Origin of the sequence: Sulfitobacter sp. CB2047, assembly GCF_000735125.2 — a bacterium.
In the GTDB taxonomy this organism is placed as follows: domain Bacteria; phylum Pseudomonadota; class Alphaproteobacteria; order Rhodobacterales; family Rhodobacteraceae; genus Sulfitobacter; species Sulfitobacter pontiacus.
This window is the reverse complement of record NZ_CP072613.1, coordinates 1753119-1777883: the sequence shown is the minus strand read 5'-3', so window position 1 is coordinate 1777883 and position 24765 is coordinate 1753119. Positions and strand designations below refer to the sequence as shown.

Sequence of the window (24765 nt, the reverse complement as noted above, 5' to 3'; positions counted from 1 at the left end):
TTTCATGCAACGGGGATCACATAGCGGCGACCGACCTGTTCAGCCTTTAAGGGTCGGATGGTGTGACGACAGTTCACCGTCCACAGGGCTCACGGTTTTCATCGGTGCCGTTTGTTCAAGATGACGGTGCAACAGATCGACGTTGCGGATGTTTGCCTTCCAGCCCACGTCAAAGATGTCACCGATCAGGGGGATCGCACCGATCGCAAGGTCGATGCCCACATTCGCCCCCATACGCGCAAGGACCGAGCGGCTTGCGCCCATGCGATGCGCTTCCTTCAAGATATAGCCCGCCGGTGCCAAAGCCAGAACGTCGCCAACGCTGGGTATCAGGCCAAGGATGCTGTCCCAGCCCAGCCGAACGCCCAGAACAGGCACCCGTAGGGCGCTATCCATCGTACGGGCAAGGCCACGCAGCCGGTCAAGGTCGTGTTGAATATCGGGGGTATGTGGCATGGGGAAGGGTATCCTGTTGGGGCTACGTTTGCGACCCAACGCTTACGGGCGCAGTCCCGTTCCGCTGCCGCCTTCAGGTGTCGCAGGGACGCGTTACGCCTCGCGCACACCGATCAGGTTCATCATGCGTTCGAATTCAGAGCGTCCGGTATCATGGGCACGGGCCTTGATTGCGTCGAACTTGACCCGCAGGGCTTTCATTTCATCCCCCTTACAGTCGTTCCACGGGCGCCCCTGAAGCCCCATCACCAGAACATAGTACCCGATGAAGTGGGGGCGCTGACCATTTTGCAGCAATCTCTCATAGGCTGCATCGGCACCAAGATCGCGCAGCTCTTGCGCAGAGTGGATGCCAGCACGGGCGCAGCTTTCCTCGAACGCGGGGCCAAGATTGCGGATGGAAGAAACAGGGTCAGTCATACCGGGCTGTTTATACCGCAGCTTGCCGCCTGTCACTTTCAGATGCTGGCGTAATCCGTAAATATCACCGGCTGGGGTTTTTCCGGCGCGGGTTTGGGTGGGGCGGATTGTTGCGGCTGCGGCGATTGCTTGGTCATGGGTCTTCTCCGGCTTGTGTTGGTCTCTCCGTTTCAGGGGCTACCAACGTTCGGGCGGCCCTTTCGTTCACGGTGAAGTCGAAAACTGCCGGTTTAAGGGCCGGATATGGGCGGTTTTGGGGCGAAACTGTGCCATTTAAGCCATGCATTTTCCGCATATCCACTATGGTTTGCACCTTTGCTGCACCGCGCACATATGACGGTCACGGGCATTGAAGCCCTGAAATGGAAAGCTGGAAAATGAAAACCGAAGCTACATACAAAACCGCCACTCCGGTCGAAGTCGACCGTCTTCTTGCCGAAGCCAACGCGCTGCGCAGTGCCTATATCTCTGCCGCTGTTGCCAAAGCATCGCGCAAGTTTACCGGCCTGTTCCGCACCGCACCCCGCGGCACGGCAGCAGCCTAAACCGCCAGCGCTTCGCTGACGGAACATACCAAACCGAATGCGGTGGATAGGCCGCCGCATAGACGTGAAAGAGAGAATAAGAAATGAGCTATACATCCACATATACCGCCGCACCTGTTGCGGGTCTGATGCCCAAGCTGCGCCAGTCGCTTGATGCATTCCGTGCCTACAGCGCTGACCAACGCGCCAAACGCCAGACCTTCCGCGAGCTGTCGGCGATGAATGACCGGGATCTGGCAGATATCGGTGTTGCACGTGGCGAGATCCGCCATATTGCTTCGCAAGCGGTTGCCCTGCGCTAACCACGACGCCAAAAGCCACAAGAATTTCCCCGCCGCAAAGTCCTCCCACTTTGCGGCGGTTTTATTTTGTCTGATCAGATGCTTATGCGGTGCAATCCGGCGCTGGTGATTCCCCCAAATGCGCGCTAATTCGCTTGATTTCTTCCCCCAAAGCCCCTTCCGCCGCTGCGGCCCCCGAAACAGCGTTTCGCGATCAAAGCCCTTGCCAGAATTATATTCCTGACCAAGGATGAATGAAACCACCGCGGACTTGCTTGACGCTGCGCCATTGAAGCGCGGCTGCGTCATGTTACCTCCCCCTTAGACGTAACGGAGAATATCATGATCAAACACGCCACACTCACCGCAATCGCCCTTGCTACCGGCGTCAGTGCTGCTCAGGCAGAGACGCTGAATGTCGGCATGTCGGGCGGGTACTTTCCCTTTACCTTCGTAAAGCTTGACGAGCTTCAAGGGTTCGAGGTCGATTTCATCAACGCCGTCGCCAAGGAAACCGGCGACGAGGTGAATTTTGTCACCATGTCCTTTTCCGGCCTGATCGGCGCGCTGGAATCTGGCCGCATCGACACGATCGCCAACCAGATCACCATCACCCCCGAACGCGAGGCGAAATTCGCCTTTTCGCAGCCCTATGTCTTTGACGGGGCGCAGGTCGTGGTGAAAGAGGGCAACGAAGACACCATCGGCAGTGTCGAGGATCTGAGCGGGAAGACCGTTGCGGTCAACCTCGGCTCCAACTTCGAGGAACTGCTGAACGAACTGCCGAACGCGGGCGAGATCGACATTCGCACCTATGAAAGCAACATTGCGCAAGACACGGCCCTTGGTCGCGTGGATGCCTTTGTGATGGACCGCGTTTCCTCGGCCCAGCTGATCGCGGAAAGCCCGCTGCCGCTGGCGCTTGCGGGCAAACCCTTTAGCGAGATCCGCAACGCGCTGCCCTTCCGCAACGATGACGAAGGTCAGGCCCTGCGTGACCGGTTCGACGCCGCGATCACCAAGCTGAAAGAAGACGGCACCCTGACCGAGATTTCGGAAAAATGGTTCGGCTCTGACATCACAACAGCCGAGTAACACAAGATGCGGGGACTGGATTTCGAATATATGTGGGGCTTGCTGCCCGTGTTGCTGGGCTATGTCCCGCTGACGCTGTTCATGGCGTTTGTGGGCATGGTCTGCGCATTGGTGCTGGCCTCTGTGCTCGCCGTTGAACGGGTGTTTCGGGTTCCGGTCCTCGACGTTTTTGTGCGGCTGTTCATCAGCTTCTTTCGCGGCACGCCGTTGTTGGTGCAGTTGTTCCTGTTCTACTACGGCCTGCCGCAAGTCCTGAGCTTTCTGGGCAAGATCGACGGCGTCACCGCGACCATCATGGGGCTGACGCTGCATTTCTCGGCCTATATGGCGGAAAGCATCCGCGCCGCCATTCTGGGTGTGGACCGCAGCCAGTGGGAGGCCGCGCAGGCTGTTGGCATGACCCAAGGCCAGATGATGCGCCAGATTATTCTGCCTCAGGCCTCGCGGGTCGCGGCACCGACTTTGGTGAACTACTTTATCGATATGATCAAAGGCACCTCGCTGGCCTTTACCCTTGGCGTGACCGAACTGATGGGGGCGACCCAGAAAGAGGCGGCGGGCAGCTTCCTCTACTTCGAAGCCTTTCTCGTCGTCGCCGCGATCTATTGGGTCATGGTCGAGACATTGGCCTTCGCACAGCGTCACCTAGAGGTCTATCTGAACAAGGCACATGCGCGATGACCAATACACAAAGCATTCCAGAGACGGGCAGGGCGACGAATGACGGGATCACCATATCCGGCCTGACCAAATCCTTTGGCAGCACCGCCGTGCTGAAAGATATCTCGCTTGATATTGCCCAAGGCGAACGGGTGGTGATCATCGGGCCGTCGGGCACGGGGAAGTCCACCTTGCTGCGCTGCCTGAACTTTCTCGACGCGCCCGACGCGGGCATCATCCGCATTGGCGATATGTCTGTCGATGCAGCTACGGCGAAACGCGCCGATATTCTGGCGCTGCGGCGGCGCACGTCCTTCGTGTTCCAGAACTACGCGCTGTTTGCCAACAAAACCGCGCGCGAGAATATCACTCAGGCGCTGATTACCGTTCAGGGCTATAGCAAGGCCGAGGCCAACGCCCGTGCCGATGCGACGCTGCGCGAAACCGGTCTGTTCGAGAAAGCCGACAGCTACCCCGCTGCACTGTCGGGCGGCCAGCAGCAACGGGTGGGCATCGGCCGTGCGATGGCGCTGGATGCGGATCTGATGCTGTTTGACGAACCGACCTCGGCGCTGGACCCCGAATGGGTGGGAGAGGTGCTCGACCTCATGCGGCGCGTGGCCGAGAAACGACAGACCATGCTGATCGTGACCCACGAGATCCAGTTCGCGCGCGAGATTGCGGATCGGATCGTCTTTATGGACGAGGGGCGGATTGTCGAACAGGGCCCACCGGCGGAACTGCTTGATGCGCCCAAAGACCCGCGCACCCAATCCTTCTTGCGGCGTGTCACGGGATAGGGACTAGACCTTGATCACCGTGCACCCATGGGCGGCGGCGCGGGACAGCAGATCGGGCGACAGCGCGGCCCCTGTGACAAGGTAGTCATAGGCCCAGATCTCCCCGTGCTGGCAGGCAAGGTCCAACTCCGCCTTGCCCTGATCGGCCACCAGGATCGTTGTCTTGGCGCAGCCCGCAATCGCCTTGCGCGCCAGCACCTCGTCCGAGTTATAGTCCATCACCGCGCCCGACCCCGACAGCCCGCCACAGCTGAACACCGCGTAATCCATGCGGTAACCCGCGAAAAACGCCAGCGCTGCAGCGCCGATCAGATCCAGATCGCGCATCCGTACGTTGCCGCCCGCCAGCTCCACCATCACGCCCGCGGCATTCTGCAGGGCGCACACCGCGTGGATGCTATTGGTCGCGACGAATAGGTCCTTGTGCGACGACAGAAACCGCGCGCAATGCTCGACCGTTGTACCCGTCCCAAGCGCCACCCGTGCGCCATCGGGGATCAGGTTCTTGACCGCCAAGGCGATGCGCTGCTTTTCCTGTCGCGCGATGGTTTCGCGGGGCAGGTAGCCGATATTCTCGCTTTGCTGGCGCAGTTGCACCTTTCCCTTGCGGCGCTGCACCAGTGCCGCGTCGTCAAGGTCGCGCAGGTCGGCGCGGATGGTCTGCACCGAAACGTCCAAACGCTGCGATAGTTCGGCAGGGGACAAAGCGTCGTTCTGCGACAGCAGCGCAATGATCCTGTCGCGCCGGTCGGTAAGAGTAGGTCGCGCCATCTATTTTCCTTCGAAAACAACTCAAGGTTAGCCGGACCCTAGAGCGACCCCGTCCACGGCGCAATATAATTAAATCTGTTACGGAAATGTCATAAATCTGTAGCGTAAGATTGGAATAAGGCGAGCGTGAAATGCTTTCGTACGAAAGCTACCTTTTCAGGAGAGCCCCATGAAAACCATCCTCACCACCACCGCTTTTGCCCTGATGGCCAGCACGGCCCTTGCAGATACAATCACACTTTACACCTCACAGCCCAATGCCGATGCGCAGCAGACTGTGGACGCCTTCAAAGCCGCCAACCCCGATACCGATGTCGAATGGGTCCGCGACGGCACGACCAAACTGATGGCCCGTCTGCGCGCCGAGATCGAGGCAGGCAACCCGCAGCCCGACGTGCTGCTGATCGCCGACACCGTGACGCTGGAAGGCATGGCCCAAGAAGGTCTGCTGACCGCCTACCAATCCCCCGAGGCTGCCAATTATGACAGCGCGCTGTATTCTGCCGACGGCTTCTATCACTCGACCAAGCTGATCACGACAGGTATCGTCTATAACACCGGCGTCGAGACGGCTCCGACCTCGTGGAACGACCTGAGCGATGCGGCCCTGAAAGGGCAGGTGGCCATGCCGTCCCCGCTGTATTCCGGTGCGGCGCTGATCCATCTGGCAACCCTGACCGGCGATGACAGCCTTGGCTGGGGCTATTACGAACAACTGGCGGAAAACGACGCCCGCGCCCAAGGCGGCAACGGCGGCACGTTCAAGGCCGTGGCCTCGGGCGAGAAACCTTATGGCATGGTCGTCGACTTCCTCGCGATCCGCAACAAGGCCGAAGGGTCGCCTGTCGAATTCGTCTTTCCGACCGAAGGCGTATCCTATGTGACCGAGCCTGTGGCGATCATGTCGACCGCCAAGAACGTCGAAGGCGCACAGAAGTTCGTCGATTTCCTGCTGAGCGCGGAAGGTCAGGATGTGGTGCTTGAGATGGGCTATATCCCCGCACGCGACGGCATGGGCGTGCCCGCCGGTTTCCCTGCGCGCGAAGACATCAAACTGATGGATTTCGATCCCGCGACCGCGTTGAAAGACGCCGAAGCCAACAAGGCCAAGTTCACAGAGCTGTTTGGCGCCGAGTAATGGGCGTTCTGACAAAAAACGGGGGCAGCCGGTCCGAGGGGTGGCTGCTCTCTACCATTTTGATTGTGGCGATCAGCCTGACCCTTGCGCCGGTGCTGCGCCTGTTTGTCGAAGGGGTGACGGATCAGGGCGCGGTTGGCCTGTCGCTCGCGGGCGAGGTGCTGCGCCAACCATCAACGCTGAGCGCGCTGAAGCATTCGCTGGTGACCGCAGGGTTTGGCACCCTGGTCTCGGTGGTTCTGGGGTCTGCCTTTGCGTTTCTGGTGGCGCTGACCGATCTGCGCGCCAAGGCGGCGCTGGTGTTCTGCCTGATGATCCCGATGATGATCCCGCCCCAGATCACCGCGCTGTCCTGGACCCAGATCATGGGGCCGTCGTCGGTGTTGCTCAAGACCTTGGGGCTGGCACCGCCACTGGGGTCGCCGCAGCCGCTTTATTCGGCGCAAGGTATCATTCTGTTGCTGGGCATCCAGCATATGTCGATCATTTTCCTGACCCTGCGTGCAGGTCTGCGCGCCATCCCGCAAGAGGTGGTAGAGGCGGCGCGCATCAGTGGCGCGCGGGGGCTGCGCACGTGGTGGCAGGTGGTCATGCCCCTGACCCTACCCAGTTTGGCGGCAGGAACGGCGATCACCTTTGTCACCGCCCTTGGCAACTTTGGCATTCCCGCGATGCTGGGTATTCCGGCGGGCTATGCGACCCTGCCGACACTGGTTTACCAAAAGCTGGCGGGCATGGGCACCAGCGTGCTGGCCGAGGTATCGATCCTCGCCATGCTGATCGGTGCGGTGGCTGTAACGGGCATCCTGACGCAACGATTCTTCCAATCACGCCAACGGGTCTATCTGGTGGGAGCCACGTCGCGCCCCTTGGCGATCCCGCTTGGGGCGGCGCGTCTGCCGGTCGAGGTGTTGCTATGGGCCGTGGTCTGCACGATCCTTGTGCTGCCCATGTTCGGCCTGCTGGCGACGTCGCTGGTGCCTGCCTATGGCGTGCCACTGCGGCTTGACACCGTAACCTTTCAGGCATGGACCGAGGTCCTGCTGCGCCAACCGGTCACGACGCGGGCCTTTGCGAACTCCTTTGGTCTGGCGATCGGCGCGGCGGTTGTGCTCATGCTGCTCTGCCTGCCGCTGGCGTGGTTGATGGAGCGGAACCCGACGCGGCTGTCGCGGCTGTTCGACAGCCTGCTGGATCTGCCCTATGCCTTGCCCGGAGTGGTGCTGTCGATTGCGATGATTCTGCTGCTGATCAAGCTGCCGTTCACCGATGCGACGCTGTACGGCACGATCTGGATCATCTTCTTGGCCTATCTGGCGCGGTTCTTTGCGGTGATGTTCCGCCCCGTGCAAGCGAGCCTAAAGCAGTTGGATCCTGCCATGGGCGAAGCCGCGCAATCGGTGGGGGCATCGCTGTTCCAGCGGCTGCGCGATGTAATCGTGCCGCTCTCGGCACCGGCGGCGGCGGCAGGGGCGATCCTTGTGTTTCTCACCGCGTTTAACGAGCTCACGGTTTCCGCGCTGCTCTGGTCCTCGGGAACCGAGACGTTGGGCGTGGTCATTTTCAATCTGGACGACAGTGGCGAGACCGCAATGGCCAGCGCGCTGGCGATGACCATCGTGTTGGTGGTTATGGCGCTGATGGTGCTGGTGCAGCTGATGTCCCGACGTTTCCCCAAAGGAGTAGTCCCATGGCAGACATAAGCCTGTCCGCGCTTGGCAAATCATTCGCCGGCGCCCCCGCGCTGCATGACATCACCACCACCTTCAAGGATGGCGAATTCGTCGCCCTGCTGGGGCCGTCGGGCTGCGGCAAGACCACGCTGCTGCGCCTGCTTGCGGGGTTCGAGATGCCGACGACGGGGCAGATTTCCATCGGCCCGCGCGAGGTCGCGCATGTGGCTGGCAACCGCATGGTCCCGCCCGAGGATCGCAACATCGGTTTCGTATTCCAGTCCTACGCGCTTTGGCCCCATATGAACGTGCGGCGCAATGTGTCCTATCCTCTGGAGATCCGGCGTTTTTCCAAGGCCGAGATCACTGCGCAGACCGATCAGGCGTTACAGGCGACGGGGCTGACGGACTATGCCGACCGGATGCCCTCCGACCTGTCGGGCGGGCAGCGTCAGCGGGTCGCTTTGGCGCGCTGTCTGGTGTCGCACCCCGATGCGGTGCTGCTGGACGAACCGCTGGCCAACCTTGATGTGGCGCTGCGGGCGTCGATGCAAACGGTGTTCACCGATTTCCACAAGCGCACCGGCGCGACGATGGTCTATGTCACCCACGATCAGTCAGAGGCGATGGCCATGGCCGACCGGATCGCCGTGATGGACAAGGGCCGCATCCAGCAGTTCGACACGCCCCAAACGCTGTATGAACGCCCCAGGAACCGCTTTGTCGCCGAATTCGTCGGGCGCGGCACGGTGGTGCCTATGCGCGGGGTCGAAAAGAGCGATAGCGCCCTGCACGGCCATGTCCTGGGCACGCGGATCGCGGTGCAAAGCGGGGATGACCTGCCAAGCCATGTCTGCCTGCGCCCCGAAAACCTGACCATCAGCGAAACCGGCGACCTGCGCGCCAAAGTGGCGCGGGTGACCTATCTGGGCGGCAAATACCTTCTGGAAACCGTCGCGGACTGCGGCACGCGTCTGCTGGCTGAAACACGGGCACGGTTTGATGTCGGCATGCAGCTTGGCCTGACGATCACCACCCCATGGGCATTCTCCGAGGATTAAATGCAAAGCGTAAGAGTACTTTCCGGCATCGGGGACAAGGGCCCCGCATGCATGCAATTGAACACGGGCAATCGGCGCTGGCTGCTGGACTGCGGCTTTGGCCCCGAGGCCCACGCCCATTTTGACCCGCGCTGGCTGAAGGGCGCGGATGCGGTCTTTATCACCCACGACCATATCGACCACATCGGCGGGGCGATCTATGCGGTAGAGGCGGGGCTGCCGATCTATGCCACTGCGCAAACCGCCAAGGCGCTGCCCCCTGCCGCCAAGGTCAATCTGCTGCCCGAACAGGGGGTATCCGTGATCGATGGCGTGCAGCTGACCACGGGGCGCAACGGGCACGCCATGGGCGGTGTCTGGATGCATTTCGCCTTGGGCGAGGGGCTGTTCTACTCGGGCGACTGGTCAGAGGAATCCGACTGGTTCCCGCTGGACCTTCCGCCACCCGCGGCAACGGCGATCCTGGACTGTTCCTATCAGCTTGACGATGTGCCCCAGACCGAAAGATTTGCAGCACTTGACGCCTTGCTGGACAGGCTTGAAGGGCAGGTGCTTTTGCCAGTGCCGCCATCGGGCAGGGCGGGCGAAATGGCCTTGCACCTGATCCGGCGCTATGGTCACGCCAGCGTCATGCTGGACCCTGAATGTCAGGCGGTGTTGGCGACGGGTCTGCGCAGCGGCACGCTTGGCGTGGATGCGGCCAAGATCGCCCCGCTGCTGGCGCGCGGCCCGCTGGACGAGGCGCGGTTTCTGGTCTGCGACACCCCCAATGCCGATGGCGGTGCCGCCTGGGGCTATGTGCGCGCCTGGCATGAAAGCGGCCGTTTGGGGCGCGACGCGCATGTGGTTTTTACCGGCCATATGACCGCCCATGCCCGCGGGATCTGCAGCGTGCCGGGGGGATATTTCCAACGCTGGAACGTACACCCGCCGCTGCGTGATCAGGTGCGTATGCTGGAACGGCTTGGCGCGAAACGCTTTGCGCCAGCCTTCTGCACACAGCCAGAAGACTATTTGATCGAGGATCTGGGCGTCGAGGTTTTCATGCATGATCCGGTGCGCCTGTGAGGGTGGCTGCGCTTCCGCCCTCGGACTTTTGCCTGATCCGCCACGGCGAGACGACCGCCAATGCGCAAAGCATTATCGCAGGGGTGACCGATGTCGCGCTGACCGCCCGTGGCCGCGATCAGGCGCGCGCGCTGGCCCGTCGTCGCTGGCCGCAGCCGGTCACGCTTTTCGCCAGCCCCGCCGCACGGGCGCGAGACACCTGCAAGCTTGCCTTTGCGCAGCGCGGTTTTACCGTGATTTCCGCGTTGCGCGAACGCGATTGGGGGGCGTTCGAGGGGCAGCCGCTGTCGCAGCAACCCATACGCGAAGACACCCCCGAAGGCGGCGAAAGCTGGCCCGCCATGCTTGATCGTGTCGCAGGCGCGATCCACGCGGCCTGTGCCGCCACACCCGCCGGCCACCTTCCGGTGCTGGTCTGCCATTCCGGTATCATCCGCGCCGCGCGCGTGCTGTGGACACCCCATGACGCGGGCACACGCCCGCCAAACGCCATCCCGATCCTGTTTCAGCGGTCGGGCACACTTCTTGAGGAGAAAGAGCTATGACATCCGCCCCCCTGACACCTTGCGTGGTATTCGACGTCGACGGCACTCTGGCCGAGTTCGACGCGGCAAAGCTGGGTCATCTGGTGCATGGCGTCGAGAAGCAATGGGATGCGTTCCACATGGCGATGGCCGACGCCCCGCTGATTGCCCCCATCGCCAAACTGATGCGCCGCCTGAAGCAAAGCGGCGAGACGATCGTCATCTGCTCGGGCCGCCCTGACGGTTGGGCGGAACACACGATCGCCTGGCTGCACAAACACGATCTGCCCTTCGACGGCGTCTACCTGCGCGCCAAGGATCAGGACGCCGCAAGCGATCCGGAGGTCAAACGCCAAGCGCTGGCGCAAATGCAAGCAGACGGGCTGGCCCCCTGGCTGGTCATCGATGATCGCAGTTCGGTCGTTGACGCATGGCGGGCCGAGGGGCTTGCCTGCCTGCAATGCGCGCCGGGGGATTTTTGACGCGGGCGGGTGCAGCATCACGCCCCTGATCGCGGATTTTGACAGCGCACCGCGCCACAGGGGCCTGCGACCAAGGCGACGGCTTGTCCCGCAAGGGGTATACATAAACTGTCAGGGTGAAATGGCGGAGAGACAGGGATTCGAACCCTGGGAACCCGTGAAGGCTCAACGGTTTTCGAGACCGCCCCGTTCGACCACTCCGGCACCTCTCCGCATCGGTGTGGTGCGTCCGTTTAGGATGGATTTTGCGGGGTGGCAAGGGGGGCTAGGCCAGTTTTCGCGGACACGGGGAATTTCATTGCTGACAGATGGATTTCGCCTAAGCTCTTGGGGTGGATCAACTTGAAAGGAATGCCCTGATGCGCCGACTGTCCCGTTTGCCGTTAACTTTATGTTTTGGATTGGCGGTCATGGTATCGCTGATTGCACCGATGGCGCGGGCCGCCGACAGGGAAAGGGTCGATGCATTTCTGGAAGTCACAGGGTTTGATGTCGCCCTTGAAAGCATCCGGCTGTCAGCTGATTCCGCGCCGCAAATGCTGGGGATTGATGCGGATGCCTTCGGTTCTGAATGGTCGCGTCTGGTGCGCGAGGTATTCGAGACGGATTTGATGCTGGACATGGGGGCCGGTATTCTGGCGCAGGCGCTCAGCGATGATGCGCTGGAACATGCCTCGGATTTCTATGCCAGTGATCTGGGCCGACGCTTGGTGGCCGCCGAAAACGCGTCGCATATGGAGGAAGACGATGCCGCGAAGGCAGAAGCGGGCGATGCGATCCTGGACGGGCTGCGCGGGATCGATTCTCCGCGTGTGGATCTGTTGGCGCGTCTGAACGGGGCGAGCGATGTCGAGGATAGCTCGATCAAGGCGCTGCAAGAGGTGCAGATCCGGTTCCTGATGGCAGCGGCGGGGGCGGGCGTGATCGAATTACAGATGGAAGAGCCCGACCTGCGCGAAGCGATGCGCGCGCAAGAGCCCGAGATGCGCGCCTCTATCAAAGAGAACGCGCTGGCGGGGGCAGCCTACACCTATCAGGCGTTCTCGGATGAAGAAGTGCGGGTCTATGCCAAGGCGCTGGAAGATCCGCAGATGCAGGAGGTCTACGCGCTGATGAATGCCGTGCAGTTCGAGATCATGGCGAACCGGTTTGAAGAGGTCGCACAGCGGCTTGGCACCATGCAACCCAGTCAGGACCTGTAACCATGCGCGCCCTTGTTCTTGCTGCTGGCCTGTGGATGCTGGCGCTGCCGCTTTGGGCCGACGCGCGGTCAACCGTGCTGGTGGATGTCCTGCGTCTTGGCGAGCTGGCCGAGATTTTGCAGCGCGAGGGGTTGGAGAACGCGGAAACGCTTGATCGCGATATGCTGGGCGGGCAGGGCGGCGCGGGGTGGGCGCTGCAGGTGCGTGCCATCTACAACCCCGAACGCATCGTCGAAACCCTGCGCGGGGCATTGGATGCGGGCTTGCAAGGGCAGGCCCGCGAGGATGTCATTGCCTTTTTCGCGCAAGACACGGGCGCAAGGATCATCACGCTCGAGAACGAGGCCCGCGCCGCTATCACCGACCCCGAGGTGGAAGACGCCGCCCGCGCAGGGTTCCATGACCTTGAGGGCAGCGACGACCCACGTCTGGCGCAGATCGCCACATTGATCGACAGTGGCGATATGATCGATCGCAATGTCACCGCCGCGATAAATTCCAACTTTCAATTCATGCGCGGGATGGCAGATGGCAACGCGCTGCAGATGACAGAGGCCGAGATGCTGGCCGACGTGGCGCAGCAGCAAGAAGAGATCGCGCAAGACACGCGCGGCTGGCTTTATGGCTATCTGCTGCTGGCGTATTCTCCGCTGGAGGATGCAGAGCTTGACCGCTATATCGCCTTTGCGCAAAGCGATGCGGGGCGCGGCCTGAACACAGCGCTGTTCGAAGGCTTTGGCACCGCGTACGAAGACGTGTCCTATGCCCTTGGTCGCGCAGTTGCGTTGAACATGGTGGCCGAGGAATTATAGCCAGCCGCACCGCCTTTGCGATAAGTCCCGCGAGGCCCGTGCTGGCCCTTGACATCAGGGGGGCGGTGCATCATACGGCAAGCCTCAACCTAAGGGTGCCCGTTTCGGGTGCCTTTGTTATTTCATGAACATCCCGAAACGGGATGCGCTGTCCGAGGTGGGCCAAGGCCCGACAAACTCCCGAACGGGGACCACAGGATGCGGAAACAGTAAAGGAAGACGCATGTTTGCGGTCATCAAGACAGGCGGCAAGCAGTACAAAGTTCAATCCGGCGATATGCTGCGGGTAGAACGTTTGGCTGCTGACGCGGGCGAAACAGTCCAATTCAACGAAGTTCTCATGCTGGGCGGCGATTCCCCCAAGCTGGGTGCTCCTTTGGTCGCAGGGGCCGGCGTTCAAGCCGAGGTCGTCGATCAGATCAAGGGCGAGAAAGTCATTCACTTCGTCAAGCGCCGCCGGAAGCACTCTTCCAAGCGTACCAAAGGCCACCGTCAAAAGCTGACACTGGTCAAAATCGGCGAGATCCTGTCGTCCGGCGCGGATAAATCCGACGTCAAAGCGGCCATCGGTACCGGTTCCGTCAGCGCTGCTGCCGTGACAGCCATGGAAGAGCGTTATGCGCTGAACAAAACCGATCAGGCCGAAATGGCCAAGCGCGTGAAGAACAACCAGGCCGAAGAGAAATCGGCCAAGCCTGCCAAGGCGAAGAAGGCCAAAGCTGCACCCGCAGCCGAAGGTGCCGACGATCTGAGCAAGATCTCCGGTGTTGGCCCGGTCATCGTTGGCAAGCTGAACGGCGAAGGCATCACAACCTTCGCACAGATCGCTGCTTGGACAGACGCTGACGTCGAAGCTATCGAAGAGAAACTGTCGTTCAAAGGTCGCGTCGGTCGTGAAGACTGGATCGCACAGGCCAAAGAACTCGCAAAAGGCTAAGGAGAGACACCAATGGCACATAAAAAAGCAGGCGGCTCATCCCGTAACGGCCGCGACTCAGCAGGTCGTCGTCTTGGCGTGAAAAAATATGGCGGTGAAGCTGTCATTCCCGGCAACATTCTGGTGCGTCAGCGCGGTACAAAGTACTGGCCGGCTGAAGGCGTTGGCATGGGCAAGGATCACACGATCTTCGCAACCGTTGACGGCAAGGTCCAGTTCCACAAGGGGCTGAAGAACCGTACGTTTATCTCGGTCCTGCCAGCGGCAGAAGCCGCAGAATAAGCCGCACCCGAGAGGTTTGAAAATTTAGGGATCGGCGGAAACGCCGGTCCCTTTTCCATTTTATCGCCCAGTGTTCACCCAGGAAGGGAGGGGCCGTTATGTCACGATCAAACCGCCCCGAGCTGAGCGATGGCACCATCCGTCTACGCGCGCCCGAACACCGTGACATCGACGCCCGGTTCAAGCTTGGAAACACGCCCGAGATCCACCACATGTTCGGGGCAGAGCTGAACGCCGTGCCGGTGATGACCAAGGCGCTGGCCGAACGTTGGTATGAAACGCAGCTGGTTGAACCGCTGGCCTGGGTCATCGAACATCGCGGCAAGATGATCGGTGCGCTGCGCCTGCACAGTCTTCGTCCGTGGGATGCCAGCGCCGATGTCGCGATCGGCATTCTCGCCCCCAAGAAACTGGGGAAGGGGTTGGGCACGCGCGCGCTGCATCTGCTTGCGGCCCACGCCTTTGGCTCGCTGTCGCTGCACCGCCTCTCGGCCCGTGTGCTCGACATCAACGAACGCGCTGCGGCCTGTTTCACCAAAGTCGGCTTTGCCGCCGAAGGGCGTGCGCGGCAATCGTCTTTTCTGGGGGGCGAATGGCACGACAACCTGTTGTTCGGGCTGATCAAACCCGATTACGTTCCGCCCGTCTATGACGCCAAGCCGCGGCAAAAGCGCAAGAAGAAGAGCCAGTCATGAGCGTCGCCCTGACATCCTTTATCGTCTTCGCTGCAAGCCAGATCGGCACACCCGGACCGGCGAATATGGCGCTGATGGCCACGGGCGCGCGCTTCGGCTTTCGCGCGGCATTGCCTTTTGTCGCGGGCGTGGCCCTTGGCAAACAGCTGGTGATCTGGCCAGTGGGTTTCGGGTTGATGCAACTGGCCGACCGCGCGCCGGGGGTTTTCGTCGCGCTGAAATTCGCCTCTGCCGCCTATATCATCTGGCTGGCGTGGAAGGTTGCGAACCTGCGGCTGGGGCAGGGCGCGCGAACCGAGGCCGCACCGGGCTTTCTGGCCGGGCTGATCGTCCACCCGCTGAACCCCAAGGCCTGGGCGATGATCGTGGGCAGTTTCACAGCCTTCATCGCGCCCGGCACACCTGCGCTGGCGGCGACGGTCACGGTGGCCGCCGTGCTGCTGGGATGCCAGATCGTGCTGCACCCCTTGTGGACGCTGGCCGGTGCGGGGATCGCAAAGACGGTCGCAGGCACCGTTTGGGAGAAATATTTGATGTGGACCTTGGCCGCTTTGACGGTGGCCTCTGTCTTGTTCGTGCTGTTCGGAGGAGGGACATAACGATGGAAGATTTAACAGTGTCGCAACAGCAAGTGATTGAAACAGAACGGTTTGACCTGCGCCCTGTGCGCATGTCGGATCGTGGGATGATCGAACATTATGCCAGCGATCCACGGGTTGCGATGCGCACCGCATCCATTCCGCACCCGCTACCGCCCGGCGTGATCGAAAGCTTCATCACCCGCGCCACCAGCACCCCGCGGACAGAAGATGTCTGGGTCATGGATGGGCTGAAAACCGGCGGCTCCGAGGTGATGGGCGTGATTTCCCTGATCCGGATGGACCGCGATCAATCCGAAGTCGGCTATTGGGTCGCCCCTGCGTTCTGGAACACGCATCTCGCGTCCGAGGCGGTGCAAGCGCTGGTGCAGGCCAATCCGCTGCGCAACAAAAATATGTTCGCCTCGGTGTTTCGCGACAACCCCGCCTCTGCCAAAGTGTTGACAAATGCGGGCTTCCGATATCTTGGCAATGCGGAAACCTATTGTCTGGCGCGCGAGACCTGCGTACCAACCTGGACGTATAGCCATAAACTATGACCACACGTGCCCCGAAAGGCCCTTTTGATGAAGTTTCTTGACCTGTGCAAAGTCTATATCCGCTCTGGCGCAGGCGGGGGCGGTTGCGTGTCTTTCCGGCGCGAAAAATACATTGAATACGGTGGTCCCGATGGCGGGGACGGCGGGTCGGGCGGATCGGTCTGGGCCGAAGCCGTCGACGGGCTGAACACGCTGATCGACTTCCGCTACCAGCAGCACTTCTTTGCCAAGAACGGCCAGCCCGGCATGGGCAAGCAGCGCACCGGCAAGGATGGCGATAACATCATCCTGCGCGTCCCCGTGGGCACCGAGATCCTTGATGAGGATCAGGAAACCGTGCTGGCGGATATGACAGAGCTTGGCCAGCGGGTCGAACTGGCGCGTGGAGGCAACGGCGGCTGGGGGAACCTGCATTTTAAATCCGCGACGAACCAGGCACCGCGCCGTGCCAATCCCGGACAGGAAGGCGTGGACCGCACGCTGTGGCTGCGTCTCAAGCTGATCGCGGATGTGGGTCTGCTCGGCCTGCCGAACGCGGGAAAATCGACTTTCCTCGCCGCGACATCGAACGCGCGGCCAAAGATTGCCGATTATCCGTTTACCACACTGCACCCCAATCTGGGCGTTGTGGGGGTGGATAATACCGAATTCGTCGTCGCCGATATCCCCGGCCTGATCGAAGGCGCGTCCGAAGGGCGCGGTCTGGGCGATCTGTTTCTGGGCCATGTCGAACGCTGCGCGGTGCTGCTCCACCTGATTGATGGCACGTCGAACACCATTGCCGAAGATTACCAGACCATCATCAACGAACTCGAAGCCTATGGCGGCGAGCTTGCGGATAAACCGCGGATCACCGTGCTGAATAAAATTGATGCACTGGATGAAGATGATCGCATAACCGCCCGCGAGGAATTGGAAAAAGCCTGCGGCGCAGAGGTCATGATGATGTCTGGCGTGGCCCGCGAAGGCGTCACCGAGGTGCTGCGGGCTTTGCGTGGCCAGATTGACGACGACCGGCTGCGTTTCCGGTCCGAAGATGAAGAAGAGGCACCTTGGCAACCCTAAGCGACGGCACCCGTATCGTTGTAAAAATCGGCTCGGCGCTGCTCGTCGATCGGGCCACCGGCCAACTGCGCCGCGATTGGCTGCAAAGTCTCGCGCAGGATGTGGCGTGGCTCAAGGGGCAGGGCAAGGATGTGGTGCTGGTGTCTTCGGGCTCCATCGCATTGGGGCGTGGTGTGCTTGGGCTGCCGCCAACCACGCTTGCGCTGGAACAATCCCAAGCCGCGGCCGCGGTGGGGCAGATCCGTCTCGCCCGCGCCTATGAAGAGGCGCTGGAACCCTATGGGATCACCGCCGCGCAGGTGCTTGTCACCCTGGAAGACAGCGCGGATCGTCGGCGGTATCTCAACAGCCGCGCCACGATGGAACAGCTGTTGTCCATGGGGGCGGTACCCATCGTCAACGAGAATGACACCGTTGCCACGGACGAGATTCGCTTTGGCGACAATGACCGGCTCGCGGCGCAGATCGCCGTGACCGTGGCGGCAGACCGGTTGATCCTGCTGTCGGATGTGGATGGTTTCTATTCCGCCAATCCCAATGACGACCCCGATGCCATCCGCTATGAGGTGATCGACACGATCACCCCAGAGATCGAGGCGCAGGCGGGCGATGCGGGCTCTGGCCTGTCCAAGGGCGGCATGAAGACAAAGCTGATGGCCGCGAAAACCGCGACCGCCGCGGGCTGCGCCATGGCCATCACCGAAGGATCACCATTGCGGCCTTTGCTGACCCTCGAAAACGGGGCCAACGCCACTTGGTTCACCGCGCAATCCGACCCCCAAACCGCGCGCAAACAATGGATTACGGCAATCAAACCACGCGGCAGCGTCACATTGGATGCCGGTGCGGTGGCTGCCATGTCCAAGGGCAAGTCGCTTTTGCCCGCCGGTGTCACCGCTGTTTCCGGTCCCTTCGGGCGCGGCGACTCCGTTGCGCTGTTGACCCCTGATGGGCGCCCCATCGGTCACGGGCTGACACGCTATACCTCAGCAGAGGCAGAGCTGATCAAAGGTCGACAATCCTCGGAGATCGAGGCCATTCTGGGCGCGCCGGGGCGTGCTGCTTTGATCCATCGGGACGATCTTGCGCTTTCCTGACCTCCAAATGGTTTAAAATCCTCGCCGAAGGCTTTAGGTAGAGGGCAACCCGAAATGACAAAAAAGCAGTAATTAGGTTATGACCTTGGATATGACACAGACAGACGACATTCCCGCGTTGATGGCGGATATTGGCGCGCGCGCCAAAGCCGCCGCCGCGACATTGGGCTTTGCCAGTGCCGACCAAAAGCAGACCGCGCTTGAAAAAGCCGCCGACGCGCTGATGGCCAGCAGCGCCGATATTCTGGACGCGAACGCCAAAGATCTGGCGTTTGGCCGCGACAAGGGTCTCTCTGACGCGATGATGGACCGGCTCTTGCTGGATGATGCGCGCATCAGCGCCATCGCCGACAGCCTACGCAGCATCGCCGCACAGGATGATCCCGTGGGGCAGGTGCTGACCGAATGGGATCAGCCGACGGGCCTGAACATCCAGCGCGTGCGCACGCCTTTGGGTGTCATCGGCGTGATCTATGAATCACGCCCGAATGTGACCGCGGATGCCGGTGCGCTGTGCCTCAAGGCGGGTAATGCCGTGATCCTGCGGGGCGGCTCCGAAAGCTTCCATTCCTCGCGCGCGATCCATGCCGCCTTGCAACAGGGGCTCGAAGCCGCTGATCTGCCTGCGGATTCAATCCAGCTGGTGCCCACGCGCGACCGCGCCGCGGTGAGCGAGATGCTGACCATGACCGACACGATTGATGTGATCGTCCCGCGCGGCGGCAAGGGGCTGGTCGGTCTGGTGCAGCGCGAAGCGCGGGTGCCGGTCTTTGCCCACCTCGAAGGCATCGTGCACATCTATATCGATGAAAACGCCGACCCCGAGAAGGTTTTGAAAGTCGTGCTGAACGCCAAGACCCGCCGCACCGGCATTTGCGGCTCGGCTGAGTGTCTGCTGATCCACGAGAAAGTGGCGCGGACGATTGGCAAGGGCGTGATCAAGGCACTGCTGGACGCTGGCGTCGAAGTGCGCGCCGATGGCGAGTTGACCGAGATCGAAGGCACCGTGCCGGCCACGGCGGATGATTGGGGTCATGAATACCTTGATATGATCATCGCGGCAAAAACCGTGGGCAGCATCGACGATGCGATCACCCATATCCGCACCTACGGCTCGAACCACACCGATTGCATCATCACCGAAGACGATGCGGCGGCGACCAAATTCATGACGCGGCTGGATTCTGCGATCCTGATGCACAATGCTTCCACCCAATTCGCCGATGGGGGAGAGTTTGGCATGGGTGCCGAAATCGGGATCGCCACCGGCAAAATGCACGCGCGCGGGCCTGTCGGTGCCGAGCAGCTGACCAGCTTCAAGTATCTGGTGCGCGGCGATGGGGCTGTGCGCAGCTAAGCCGTGATCCCAAGGGTGATGGTCGTTTCTGTCACGATGGATGTTAACTGTTGCCCGCTGTCCTTCACGATGGCGGGCAACAGCCCGAACTGGACCTGTGACGCCACCAAACGCTCTGCCCGGGACTGCCCCGCCAGCACGCCCCAAAGCGCGGCGTTGATGCTTAGCCGGTCGGCCGTGCCGGTGATGTCCCATCCCCCGTCGTGGTGATCTATGGTGATCTGCCCACCATAGGGCATCCCCGTTTCCAGACATAGCAGGCTCAGGAATACCATCCGCAGCGCGTTGCGCGGCGCGGCGACGCCGTCGGGCCAGGATACCTGCCATTTGGACTGAGCATATAGATCACGCAGGATACCGCTTGTTTCTTGGGCAGGGACAGGCTGCGCGTCGCCCGCGCCGAAAGCCACGCGAAAGAACCGCAGCCGCGCACTGGCGTTGCGCACGCTTTCATCGATCAGCGCGACTTCGGGGCTCATATTCATGCCCGACATCAAAAGCAGCTCAAGCCCATTGTTGATTGCGCCCACCGGCGATATCAAGTCATGGCAGATGCGGCTGCCGATCAAGGCGGCAAGATCAGTGTCGGTTTCTACCATGGGACGCCCCCTAATTAGCTGGCCCTAAATAGCTGCCCCCCACACCGCGCCGCAGAAAGGACGCACGCTTGGAAGACCTGAATGCGATACTGACACCCGGAATGCTTGTACGCCACCCCGCACATCCCGATTGGGGCGTGGGGCAGGTGCAAAGCAATATCAGCGGCAAGGTCACGGTAAACTTCCGCAGCGAGGGCAAGATCGTGGTCGATAGTCATCGGGTGATGCTCACCCCCGTCTTTGATGAAGGCTCTTCGTTAGCAAATCGTTAATTTTTCGCCGAAAACCACCGCGACGTGGGGCAAGCATTGCGCAACGGGCGGCAACTGCCTATTTATCCGCGTGATTGCGACCGGAGACGAAACCAGCCCATGATCATTGCAAAAGCGGCAGAGTTCGAAGTCCGTCTGGCGCGCACCCAAGCGGATCTTCATGCGGCGCAGCGGCTGCGGTATGACGTTTTTGTCACCGAGCTGGGGGCGGGCGGGCCTTTGGTGGATCATGACAACCGTCGAGAGGTCGATCAATACGACGATTTCGTGGACCATCTGCTGCTTATTGATCGCAAAACCCAGCAAACCGTTGGCGTGTACCGGCTGATCCGCCGCGATATGGCGGATCGGGCAGGCGGGTTCTATTCGGAAAACGAATATGATCTGACCGCGCTCAAATCCTCTGGCCGCGAGATACTCGAGCTGGGGCGGTCCTGTCTGCATCCGTCCTATCGCGGCGGCATCGCGATGCACCAGCTTTGGGCGGGGCTTGCCTCTTATGTCGCGGAACACGGGATTGAGATCCTTTTTGGCGTCGCGAGCTTTCATGGCACCCAGGCCGAGGCATTGGCGCAGCCCTTGTCGCTGCTGCATCACACCTACCTCGCGCCGCCTGATCTGCGGGTCACCGCCTTGCCAAAGGCGCGCCAAGAGATGAACCTGATCCCCGCCGACATCCTGAACCGGCGTCAGGCGATGGTGCAGATGCCCAGCCTGATCAAAGCCTATCTGCGGCTTGGCGGATGTGTGGGCGAGGGGGCCTTTATCGACCATGACTTCAACACGACGGATGTGCTTTTGATGCTCGACACCGCCCGGCTTAGCGAGCGGCAGGCCAAGATCTACAGCGGACAGCAAGGATGAGCGCGGCCTGGGACAGCGCCGACCACCCGACACCGGTATCCGTCGGGCCGCTTGGCTGGGTGCTGATGCTGCTGCGTGGCATGACGCTGGCGACGGTGGTTCTTGTGGGGCTGGTGATCCTGCTCGCGATCCGCCTGATAGAGCGCCCGCTGTATGGGCAGGGTCGCCCCGTGACCCCGCATATCACCCAGATCGTCTGCAAAACCGCATTCTGGATCATGGGGTTACGCCGCGCGGTTATCGGCACCCCGATGCGCCACAGGGGCGCTGTCGTCGCCAATCACACCAGCTGGCTTGATATCTTCAGCTTGAACGCGGCGCAGCGGATATACTTTGTGTCCAAGTCCGAAGTCGCCAGCTGGCCCGGCATTGGCTGGCTCGCCAAGGCGACCGGCACGTTGTTTATTGAACGCAACCCGAAACACGCGCGCAAACAGACCGAGGTGTTCCAACGTCGCTTGCTCGACAACCACCGGCTGTTGTTCTTCCCCGAAGGCACCAGCACCGATGGCCTGCAGGTCTTGCCGTTCAAAACCACGCTCTTCCAGTCCTTCTTCGCGCCCGAACTGCGCGACGTGATCTGGGTTCAGCCTGTGACCGTGCTCTATACCGCGCCCAATGGGACCGACCCGCGGTTCTATGGCTGGTGGGGCGATATGAGCTTTGGCGGCCATCTGCTGCGGACCTTGGCGTCCCTGCGGCAGGGGCAGGTAACGACGATCTATCACAATCCGCTGGCCGTCGCCGATTTCGAGAACCGCAAAGCCCTGGCCCAAGCCTGTGAAGCGCAGGTGCGCGCGGCCCATCCCTCGGGCGGGATTGCAGCGCCAAACCCCGCTGAATTGCGCTGATATAAGGCCCCAATGGCTAAAACATGCGCCTTGGACCTTGCGAAGCGTGAAAATCCGGACTATACGCGCGTCACTTAAACCCGCAGTCGGGGTTGGGCCTTTGAGGGAGAAATCCTTGAGCGTCCGCCGGTTGGTCCCATTCCGGGATCGAGACCCCCGACGAGGCAAAACCGGAAAGGTATAAAGACATGGCTCTTCCTGAGTTCTCCATGCGCCAACTGCTTGAAGCAGGCGTACACTTTGGTCACCAAACACAGCGCTGGAACCCACGCATGGGTCCGTTCATCTATGGCGCGCGTAACGGCATCCACATCATGGACCTGACACAGACTGTTCCAATGCTGGACCAGGCGCTGCAAGTCATCCGTGACACCGTCGCCAAAGGCGGCAGCATTCTTTTCGTTGGCACCAAGCGTCAGGCTGCACAGCCGATCGCAGAAGCCGCAGAGAAATGCGCACAGTACTACATGAACCACCGTTGGTTGGGCGGCACGCTGACAAACTGGCAGACCGTTTCCAAATCCATCCAGCGCCTGAAGTCCATCGACGAACAGTCCGAGCGTGGCTTCTCCGGCCTGACCAAGAAAGAGCGTCTTGGCATGGAACGTGACCAAGCGAAGCTGGAAGCATCGCTGGGTGGTATCCGTGAAATGGGCGGTCGCCCTGACCTGATCTTCGTCATCGACGTGAAAAAAGAAGCACTGGCCGTGGCCGAAGCGAACAAGCTGGGCATCCCGGTGATCGCTGTTGTCGACACCAACTGCTCCCCCGACGGGATCGACTACATCATCCCGGGCAACGACGACGCCGCCCGCGCGATCCACATGTATTGCGATCTGGCCGCACGTGCCGCACTTGACGGTATGTCCGCGCAGCTGGGTGCCGCAGGTGTTGACATCGGTGCGATGGAAGAAGCGCCCGAAGAAGAAGCCCTGATCGATGGTGGTGTCGAAGTTGGCAACGCTTCGGATGAAACCGTTTCGAACGACGCAATGGCAAAAGACGCACCTCTGGATATCGAATCCAAGAAGGAAACGCTGGCCGACGCCAAGTCGTAAGCGACGCGAAAGAGACGGGCAGGGGGCATGTTTCCCTCTGCCTGTCACAAAACCATTACATGATTGAGACAGTGGTGCAGGACGCTCTGCCCCTCAATTTATCCCAATTCAAGGAGAACCAAAGCGATGGCAATAACAGCATCCATGGTCAAAGAACTGCGCGACACAACCGGTGCCGGCATGATGGACGCGAAAAAAGCGTTGACTGAAACAGATGGCGACATGGAAGCAGCCGTTGACTGGCTGCGCACCAAGGGTCTGGCGAAAGCAGCCAAGAAATCCGGCCGCACCGCAGCCGAGGGCCTTGTTGCCGTTAAAGTCGAAGGCGGCCACGGTGTTGCTGTCGAAGTGAACTCCGAAACCGACTTCGTTGGCAAAAACGCTGACTTCCAGAAAATGGTTTCCGGCATCGCAGATGTTGCAACCGGTGTGTCCGACGTTGACGCGCTGAACGCGGCAGACATGGGCGGCAAGCCCGTTTCCACCGTCATCACCGATGCCATTGCGAAAATCGGCGAGAACATGTCGGTGCGCCGCATGCAGTCCATCGATGGTGACCAGGTTGTGTCCTATGTGCACAACGCTGTGGCACCCGGCATGGGCAAAATCGGTGTTCTGGTCGCAATGACCGGCGGCAACGAAGAGCTGGGCAAACAGATCGCGATGCACATCGCCGCTGTGAACCCTGCGTCCTTGTCCGAAGCGGATCTGGACCCGGCTGTTGTTGAAAAAGAAAAGCAGGTTCAAATGGACATCGCACGCGAGTCCGGCAAGCCGGAAGCCGTGATCGAGAAAATGATCACCGGCCGTATGCAGAAATACATGTCCGAAGTGACACTGCTGAACCAGGCATTCGTTGTGAACCCTGACCTGACCGTCGGTAAAGCCGCGGAAGAAGCTGGCGCGACCATCACCGGTTTCGTCCGTCTTGAAGTTGGCGAAGGCATCGAAGTCGTCAAAGAAGACTTCGCAGCAGAAGTTGCAAAAGCCGCCAAAGGCTAAGCTGTCACACAGCAGATGAGGAAAAGGGCGAGGGCGCATCAGCACCTTCGCCCTTTTTTATTATAAATCAGATACTAAGCGGTGAAACCTAATCCTTTAGGTGAACTTCCAGCGCATCCAAGGCCATCAGATAACCCTGCGCGCCAAACCCGCAGATCTGACCCAGAGCCACAGGCGCGATGTAAGACCGGTGGCGGAATGCCTCGCGCGCGTGGATGTTGCTCAGGTGTACCTCGACAACCGGCAGCTCGACCGAGGCGATCGCATCCATCAGCGCAATCGACGTATGGGTATAGGCACCGGCATTCAGCACGATCCCGGCATGTTTGCCTTTGGCCGCGTGGATCAAATCGATCAGCGCGCCTTCGTGGTTGGACTGCTCAAACGCCACATCAAACCCAAGCGTCTTCGCTTTCTCGCGGCACAGCGCCTCGACATCAGCCAAAGTCGTCTTGCCATAGACCTCGGGCTGGCGCGTGCCCAGCAGGTTCAGGTTCGGACCGTTCAGGATCAGAATGGATGTCATAGCGAGGACCTTGTTGTTACGATGTGGTGGCGCA

Annotated in this window: 31 protein-coding genes and 1 tRNA gene; 26 read left to right on the top strand and 6 right to left on the bottom strand. The window is 60.9% G+C overall.

Annotated elements, in window-relative coordinates:
- Positions 1–39 precede the first annotated feature (39 nt).
- A complete protein-coding gene (locus IV89_RS08795) occupies positions 40–456 on the bottom strand; it encodes a DUF4112 domain-containing protein (protein ID WP_037944284.1) in 417 nt (138 codons plus the stop codon).
- A 93-nt stretch (positions 457–549) separates the two neighbouring features.
- Positions 550–876: a TfoX/Sxy family DNA transformation protein gene (locus IV89_RS08790; protein ID WP_037944285.1), complete on the bottom strand. Its 327-nt coding sequence runs from the start codon at positions 874–876 to the stop codon at positions 550–552.
- Positions 877–1253: 377 nt separating this feature from the next.
- Between IV89_RS08790 and IV89_RS08785 the strand changes: the two genes are divergently transcribed.
- The 5 genes from IV89_RS08785 to IV89_RS08765 all read left to right on the top strand — a co-directional run bounded on the left by IV89_RS08785 (position 1254) and on the right by IV89_RS08765 (position 4257).
- On the top strand, positions 1254–1421 hold the full coding sequence (locus IV89_RS08785) for a hypothetical protein (RefSeq protein WP_235183784.1): 168 nt from the start codon (positions 1254–1256) through the stop codon (positions 1419–1421).
- An 83-nt stretch (positions 1422–1504) separates the two neighbouring features.
- Complete coding sequence (locus IV89_RS08780) at positions 1505–1723, top strand: DUF1127 domain-containing protein (protein ID WP_009824624.1); 219 nt, start codon at positions 1505–1507, stop codon at positions 1721–1723.
- A gap of 321 nt (positions 1724–2044) precedes the next feature.
- Positions 2045–2797, top strand: coding sequence for an amino acid ABC transporter substrate-binding protein (locus IV89_RS08775; RefSeq protein ID WP_005853554.1), 753 nt, complete (start codon positions 2045–2047; stop codon positions 2795–2797).
- A gap of 6 nt (positions 2798–2803) precedes the next feature.
- Complete coding sequence (locus IV89_RS08770) at positions 2804–3478, top strand: amino acid ABC transporter permease (RefSeq protein ID WP_005853555.1); 675 nt, start codon at positions 2804–2806, stop codon at positions 3476–3478.
- Entirely contained in the window at positions 3475–4257 is a 783-nt protein-coding gene (locus IV89_RS08765; RefSeq protein WP_037944286.1) for an amino acid ABC transporter ATP-binding protein, read from the top strand. The genes IV89_RS08770 and IV89_RS08765 overlap by 4 nt, the downstream gene beginning before the upstream one ends.
- A 3-nt stretch (positions 4258–4260) precedes the next feature.
- On the opposite strand, the gene IV89_RS08760 is transcribed toward IV89_RS08765, so the two are convergent.
- Entirely contained in the window at positions 4261–5028 is a 768-nt protein-coding gene (locus IV89_RS08760; protein WP_037944287.1) for a DeoR/GlpR family DNA-binding transcription regulator, read from the bottom strand.
- A 169-nt stretch (positions 5029–5197) separates the two neighbouring features.
- Here IV89_RS08760 and IV89_RS08755 point away from each other — a divergent pair, with 169 nt between their 5' ends.
- From IV89_RS08755 to IV89_RS08730, 6 genes are read left to right on the top strand one after another with little or no spacing between them, the layout of a single operon-like run.
- Positions 5198–6166 (top strand): ABC transporter substrate-binding protein, encoded by a 969-nt coding sequence (locus IV89_RS08755; RefSeq protein ID WP_005853558.1) that lies wholly within the window; start codon positions 5198–5200, stop codon positions 6164–6166.
- Positions 6166–7869, top strand: a complete 1704-nt coding sequence (locus IV89_RS08750; RefSeq protein WP_037944288.1) for an iron ABC transporter permease — start codon at positions 6166–6168, stop codon at positions 7867–7869. Before IV89_RS08755 ends, IV89_RS08750 begins: the two co-directional genes overlap by 1 nt.
- Positions 7857–8900 (top strand): ABC transporter ATP-binding protein, encoded by a 1044-nt coding sequence (locus IV89_RS08745; RefSeq protein ID WP_037944290.1) that lies wholly within the window; start codon positions 7857–7859, stop codon positions 8898–8900. Before IV89_RS08750 ends, IV89_RS08745 begins: the two co-directional genes overlap by 13 nt.
- Before the next feature lie 51 nt (positions 8901–8951).
- The gene (locus IV89_RS08740) at positions 8952–9968 is read left to right on the top strand and encodes an MBL fold metallo-hydrolase (RefSeq protein ID WP_009824630.1); all 1017 of its coding nucleotides are present in this window, start codon (positions 8952–8954) and stop codon (positions 9966–9968) included.
- A 2-nt stretch (positions 9969–9970) separates the two neighbouring features.
- Positions 9971–10513, top strand: coding sequence for a histidine phosphatase family protein (locus IV89_RS08735; protein ID WP_037944291.1), 543 nt, complete (start codon positions 9971–9973; stop codon positions 10511–10513).
- A complete protein-coding gene (locus IV89_RS08730) occupies positions 10510–10974 on the top strand; it encodes an HAD family acid phosphatase (RefSeq protein ID WP_037944292.1) in 465 nt (154 codons plus the stop codon). The genes IV89_RS08735 and IV89_RS08730 overlap by 4 nt, the downstream gene beginning before the upstream one ends.
- 122 nt (positions 10975–11096) lie before the next feature.
- On the opposite strand, the gene IV89_RS08725 is transcribed toward IV89_RS08730, so the two are convergent.
- A tRNA-Ser gene (locus IV89_RS08725) sits at positions 11097–11186 on the bottom strand.
- A 147-nt stretch (positions 11187–11333) separates the two neighbouring features.
- Between IV89_RS08725 and IV89_RS08720 the strand changes: the two genes are divergently transcribed.
- The 10 genes from IV89_RS08720 (at position 11334) to IV89_RS08675 (ending at position 19559) form a co-directional block, all read left to right on the top strand.
- Positions 11334–12176: a DUF2059 domain-containing protein gene (locus tag IV89_RS08720; protein WP_037944293.1), complete on the top strand. Its 843-nt coding sequence runs from the start codon at positions 11334–11336 to the stop codon at positions 12174–12176.
- Positions 12177–12178: 2 nt separating this feature from the next.
- The gene (locus IV89_RS08715) at positions 12179–12988 is read left to right on the top strand and encodes a hypothetical protein (protein WP_037944294.1); all 810 of its coding nucleotides are present in this window, start codon (positions 12179–12181) and stop codon (positions 12986–12988) included.
- 223 nt (positions 12989–13211) lie between these two features.
- Positions 13212–13925 (top strand): 50S ribosomal protein L21, encoded by a 714-nt coding sequence (locus IV89_RS08710; protein WP_005853569.1) that lies wholly within the window; start codon positions 13212–13214, stop codon positions 13923–13925.
- A 12-nt stretch (positions 13926–13937) separates the two neighbouring features.
- Entirely contained in the window at positions 13938–14207 is a 270-nt protein-coding gene (gene rpmA / locus IV89_RS08705; RefSeq protein ID WP_005853571.1) for a 50S ribosomal protein L27, read from the top strand.
- A gap of 98 nt (positions 14208–14305) precedes the next feature.
- Complete coding sequence (locus IV89_RS08700) at positions 14306–14902, top strand: GNAT family protein (RefSeq protein ID WP_037944295.1); 597 nt, start codon at positions 14306–14308, stop codon at positions 14900–14902.
- The gene (locus tag IV89_RS08695) at positions 14899–15501 is read left to right on the top strand and encodes a LysE family translocator (RefSeq protein ID WP_037944296.1); all 603 of its coding nucleotides are present in this window, start codon (positions 14899–14901) and stop codon (positions 15499–15501) included. Before IV89_RS08700 ends, IV89_RS08695 begins: the two co-directional genes overlap by 4 nt.
- Positions 15502–15503: 2 nt before the next feature.
- A complete protein-coding gene (locus IV89_RS08690; RefSeq protein ID WP_005853576.1) occupies positions 15504–16040 on the top strand; it encodes a GNAT family N-acetyltransferase in 537 nt (178 codons plus the stop codon).
- 27 nt (positions 16041–16067) lie between these two features.
- Positions 16068–17105, top strand: a complete 1038-nt coding sequence (gene obgE / locus IV89_RS08685; RefSeq protein WP_037944297.1) for a GTPase ObgE — start codon at positions 16068–16070, stop codon at positions 17103–17105.
- On the top strand, positions 17093–18202 hold the full coding sequence (gene proB / locus IV89_RS08680; protein WP_037944300.1) for a glutamate 5-kinase: 1110 nt from the start codon (positions 17093–17095) through the stop codon (positions 18200–18202). The genes obgE and proB overlap by 13 nt, the downstream gene beginning before the upstream one ends.
- 79 nt (positions 18203–18281) lie before the next feature.
- On the top strand, positions 18282–19559 hold the full coding sequence (locus tag IV89_RS08675) for a glutamate-5-semialdehyde dehydrogenase (protein ID WP_037944301.1): 1278 nt from the start codon (positions 18282–18284) through the stop codon (positions 19557–19559).
- Here IV89_RS08675 and IV89_RS08670 read toward each other — a convergent pair.
- Positions 19556–20158: a histidine phosphotransferase family protein gene (locus IV89_RS08670; RefSeq protein ID WP_037944302.1), complete on the bottom strand. Its 603-nt coding sequence runs from the start codon at positions 20156–20158 to the stop codon at positions 19556–19558. The genes IV89_RS08675 and IV89_RS08670 overlap by 4 nt on opposite strands.
- Positions 20159–20226: 68 nt before the next feature.
- Here IV89_RS08670 and IV89_RS08665 point away from each other — a divergent pair, with 68 nt between their 5' ends.
- The 5 genes from IV89_RS08665 to tsf all read left to right on the top strand — a co-directional run bounded on the left by IV89_RS08665 (position 20227) and on the right by tsf (position 24205).
- Positions 20227–20430: a DUF3553 domain-containing protein gene (locus tag IV89_RS08665; RefSeq protein ID WP_005853586.1), complete on the top strand. Its 204-nt coding sequence runs from the start codon at positions 20227–20229 to the stop codon at positions 20428–20430.
- Positions 20431–20529: 99 nt separating this feature from the next.
- Positions 20530–21294 (top strand): GNAT family N-acyltransferase, encoded by a 765-nt coding sequence (locus IV89_RS08660; RefSeq protein ID WP_037944303.1) that lies wholly within the window; start codon positions 20530–20532, stop codon positions 21292–21294.
- On the top strand, positions 21291–22145 hold the full coding sequence (locus IV89_RS08655; protein ID WP_037944304.1) for a lysophospholipid acyltransferase family protein: 855 nt from the start codon (positions 21291–21293) through the stop codon (positions 22143–22145). The genes IV89_RS08660 and IV89_RS08655 overlap by 4 nt, the downstream gene beginning before the upstream one ends.
- Positions 22146–22333: 188 nt before the next feature.
- Positions 22334–23203, top strand: a complete 870-nt coding sequence (gene rpsB / locus IV89_RS08650) for a 30S ribosomal protein S2 (RefSeq protein WP_037944305.1) — start codon at positions 22334–22336, stop codon at positions 23201–23203.
- Positions 23204–23329: 126 nt separating this feature from the next.
- Positions 23330–24205, top strand: a complete 876-nt coding sequence (tsf, locus tag IV89_RS08645; RefSeq protein WP_005853593.1) for a translation elongation factor Ts — start codon at positions 23330–23332, stop codon at positions 24203–24205.
- An 88-nt stretch (positions 24206–24293) separates the two neighbouring features.
- Here the strand turns inward: tsf and aroQ are convergent, their stop codons facing one another.
- Positions 24294–24731, bottom strand: a complete 438-nt coding sequence (gene aroQ, locus IV89_RS08640) for a type II 3-dehydroquinate dehydratase (protein WP_037944306.1) — start codon at positions 24729–24731, stop codon at positions 24294–24296.
- Between the last annotated feature and the right edge of the window lie 34 nt (positions 24732–24765).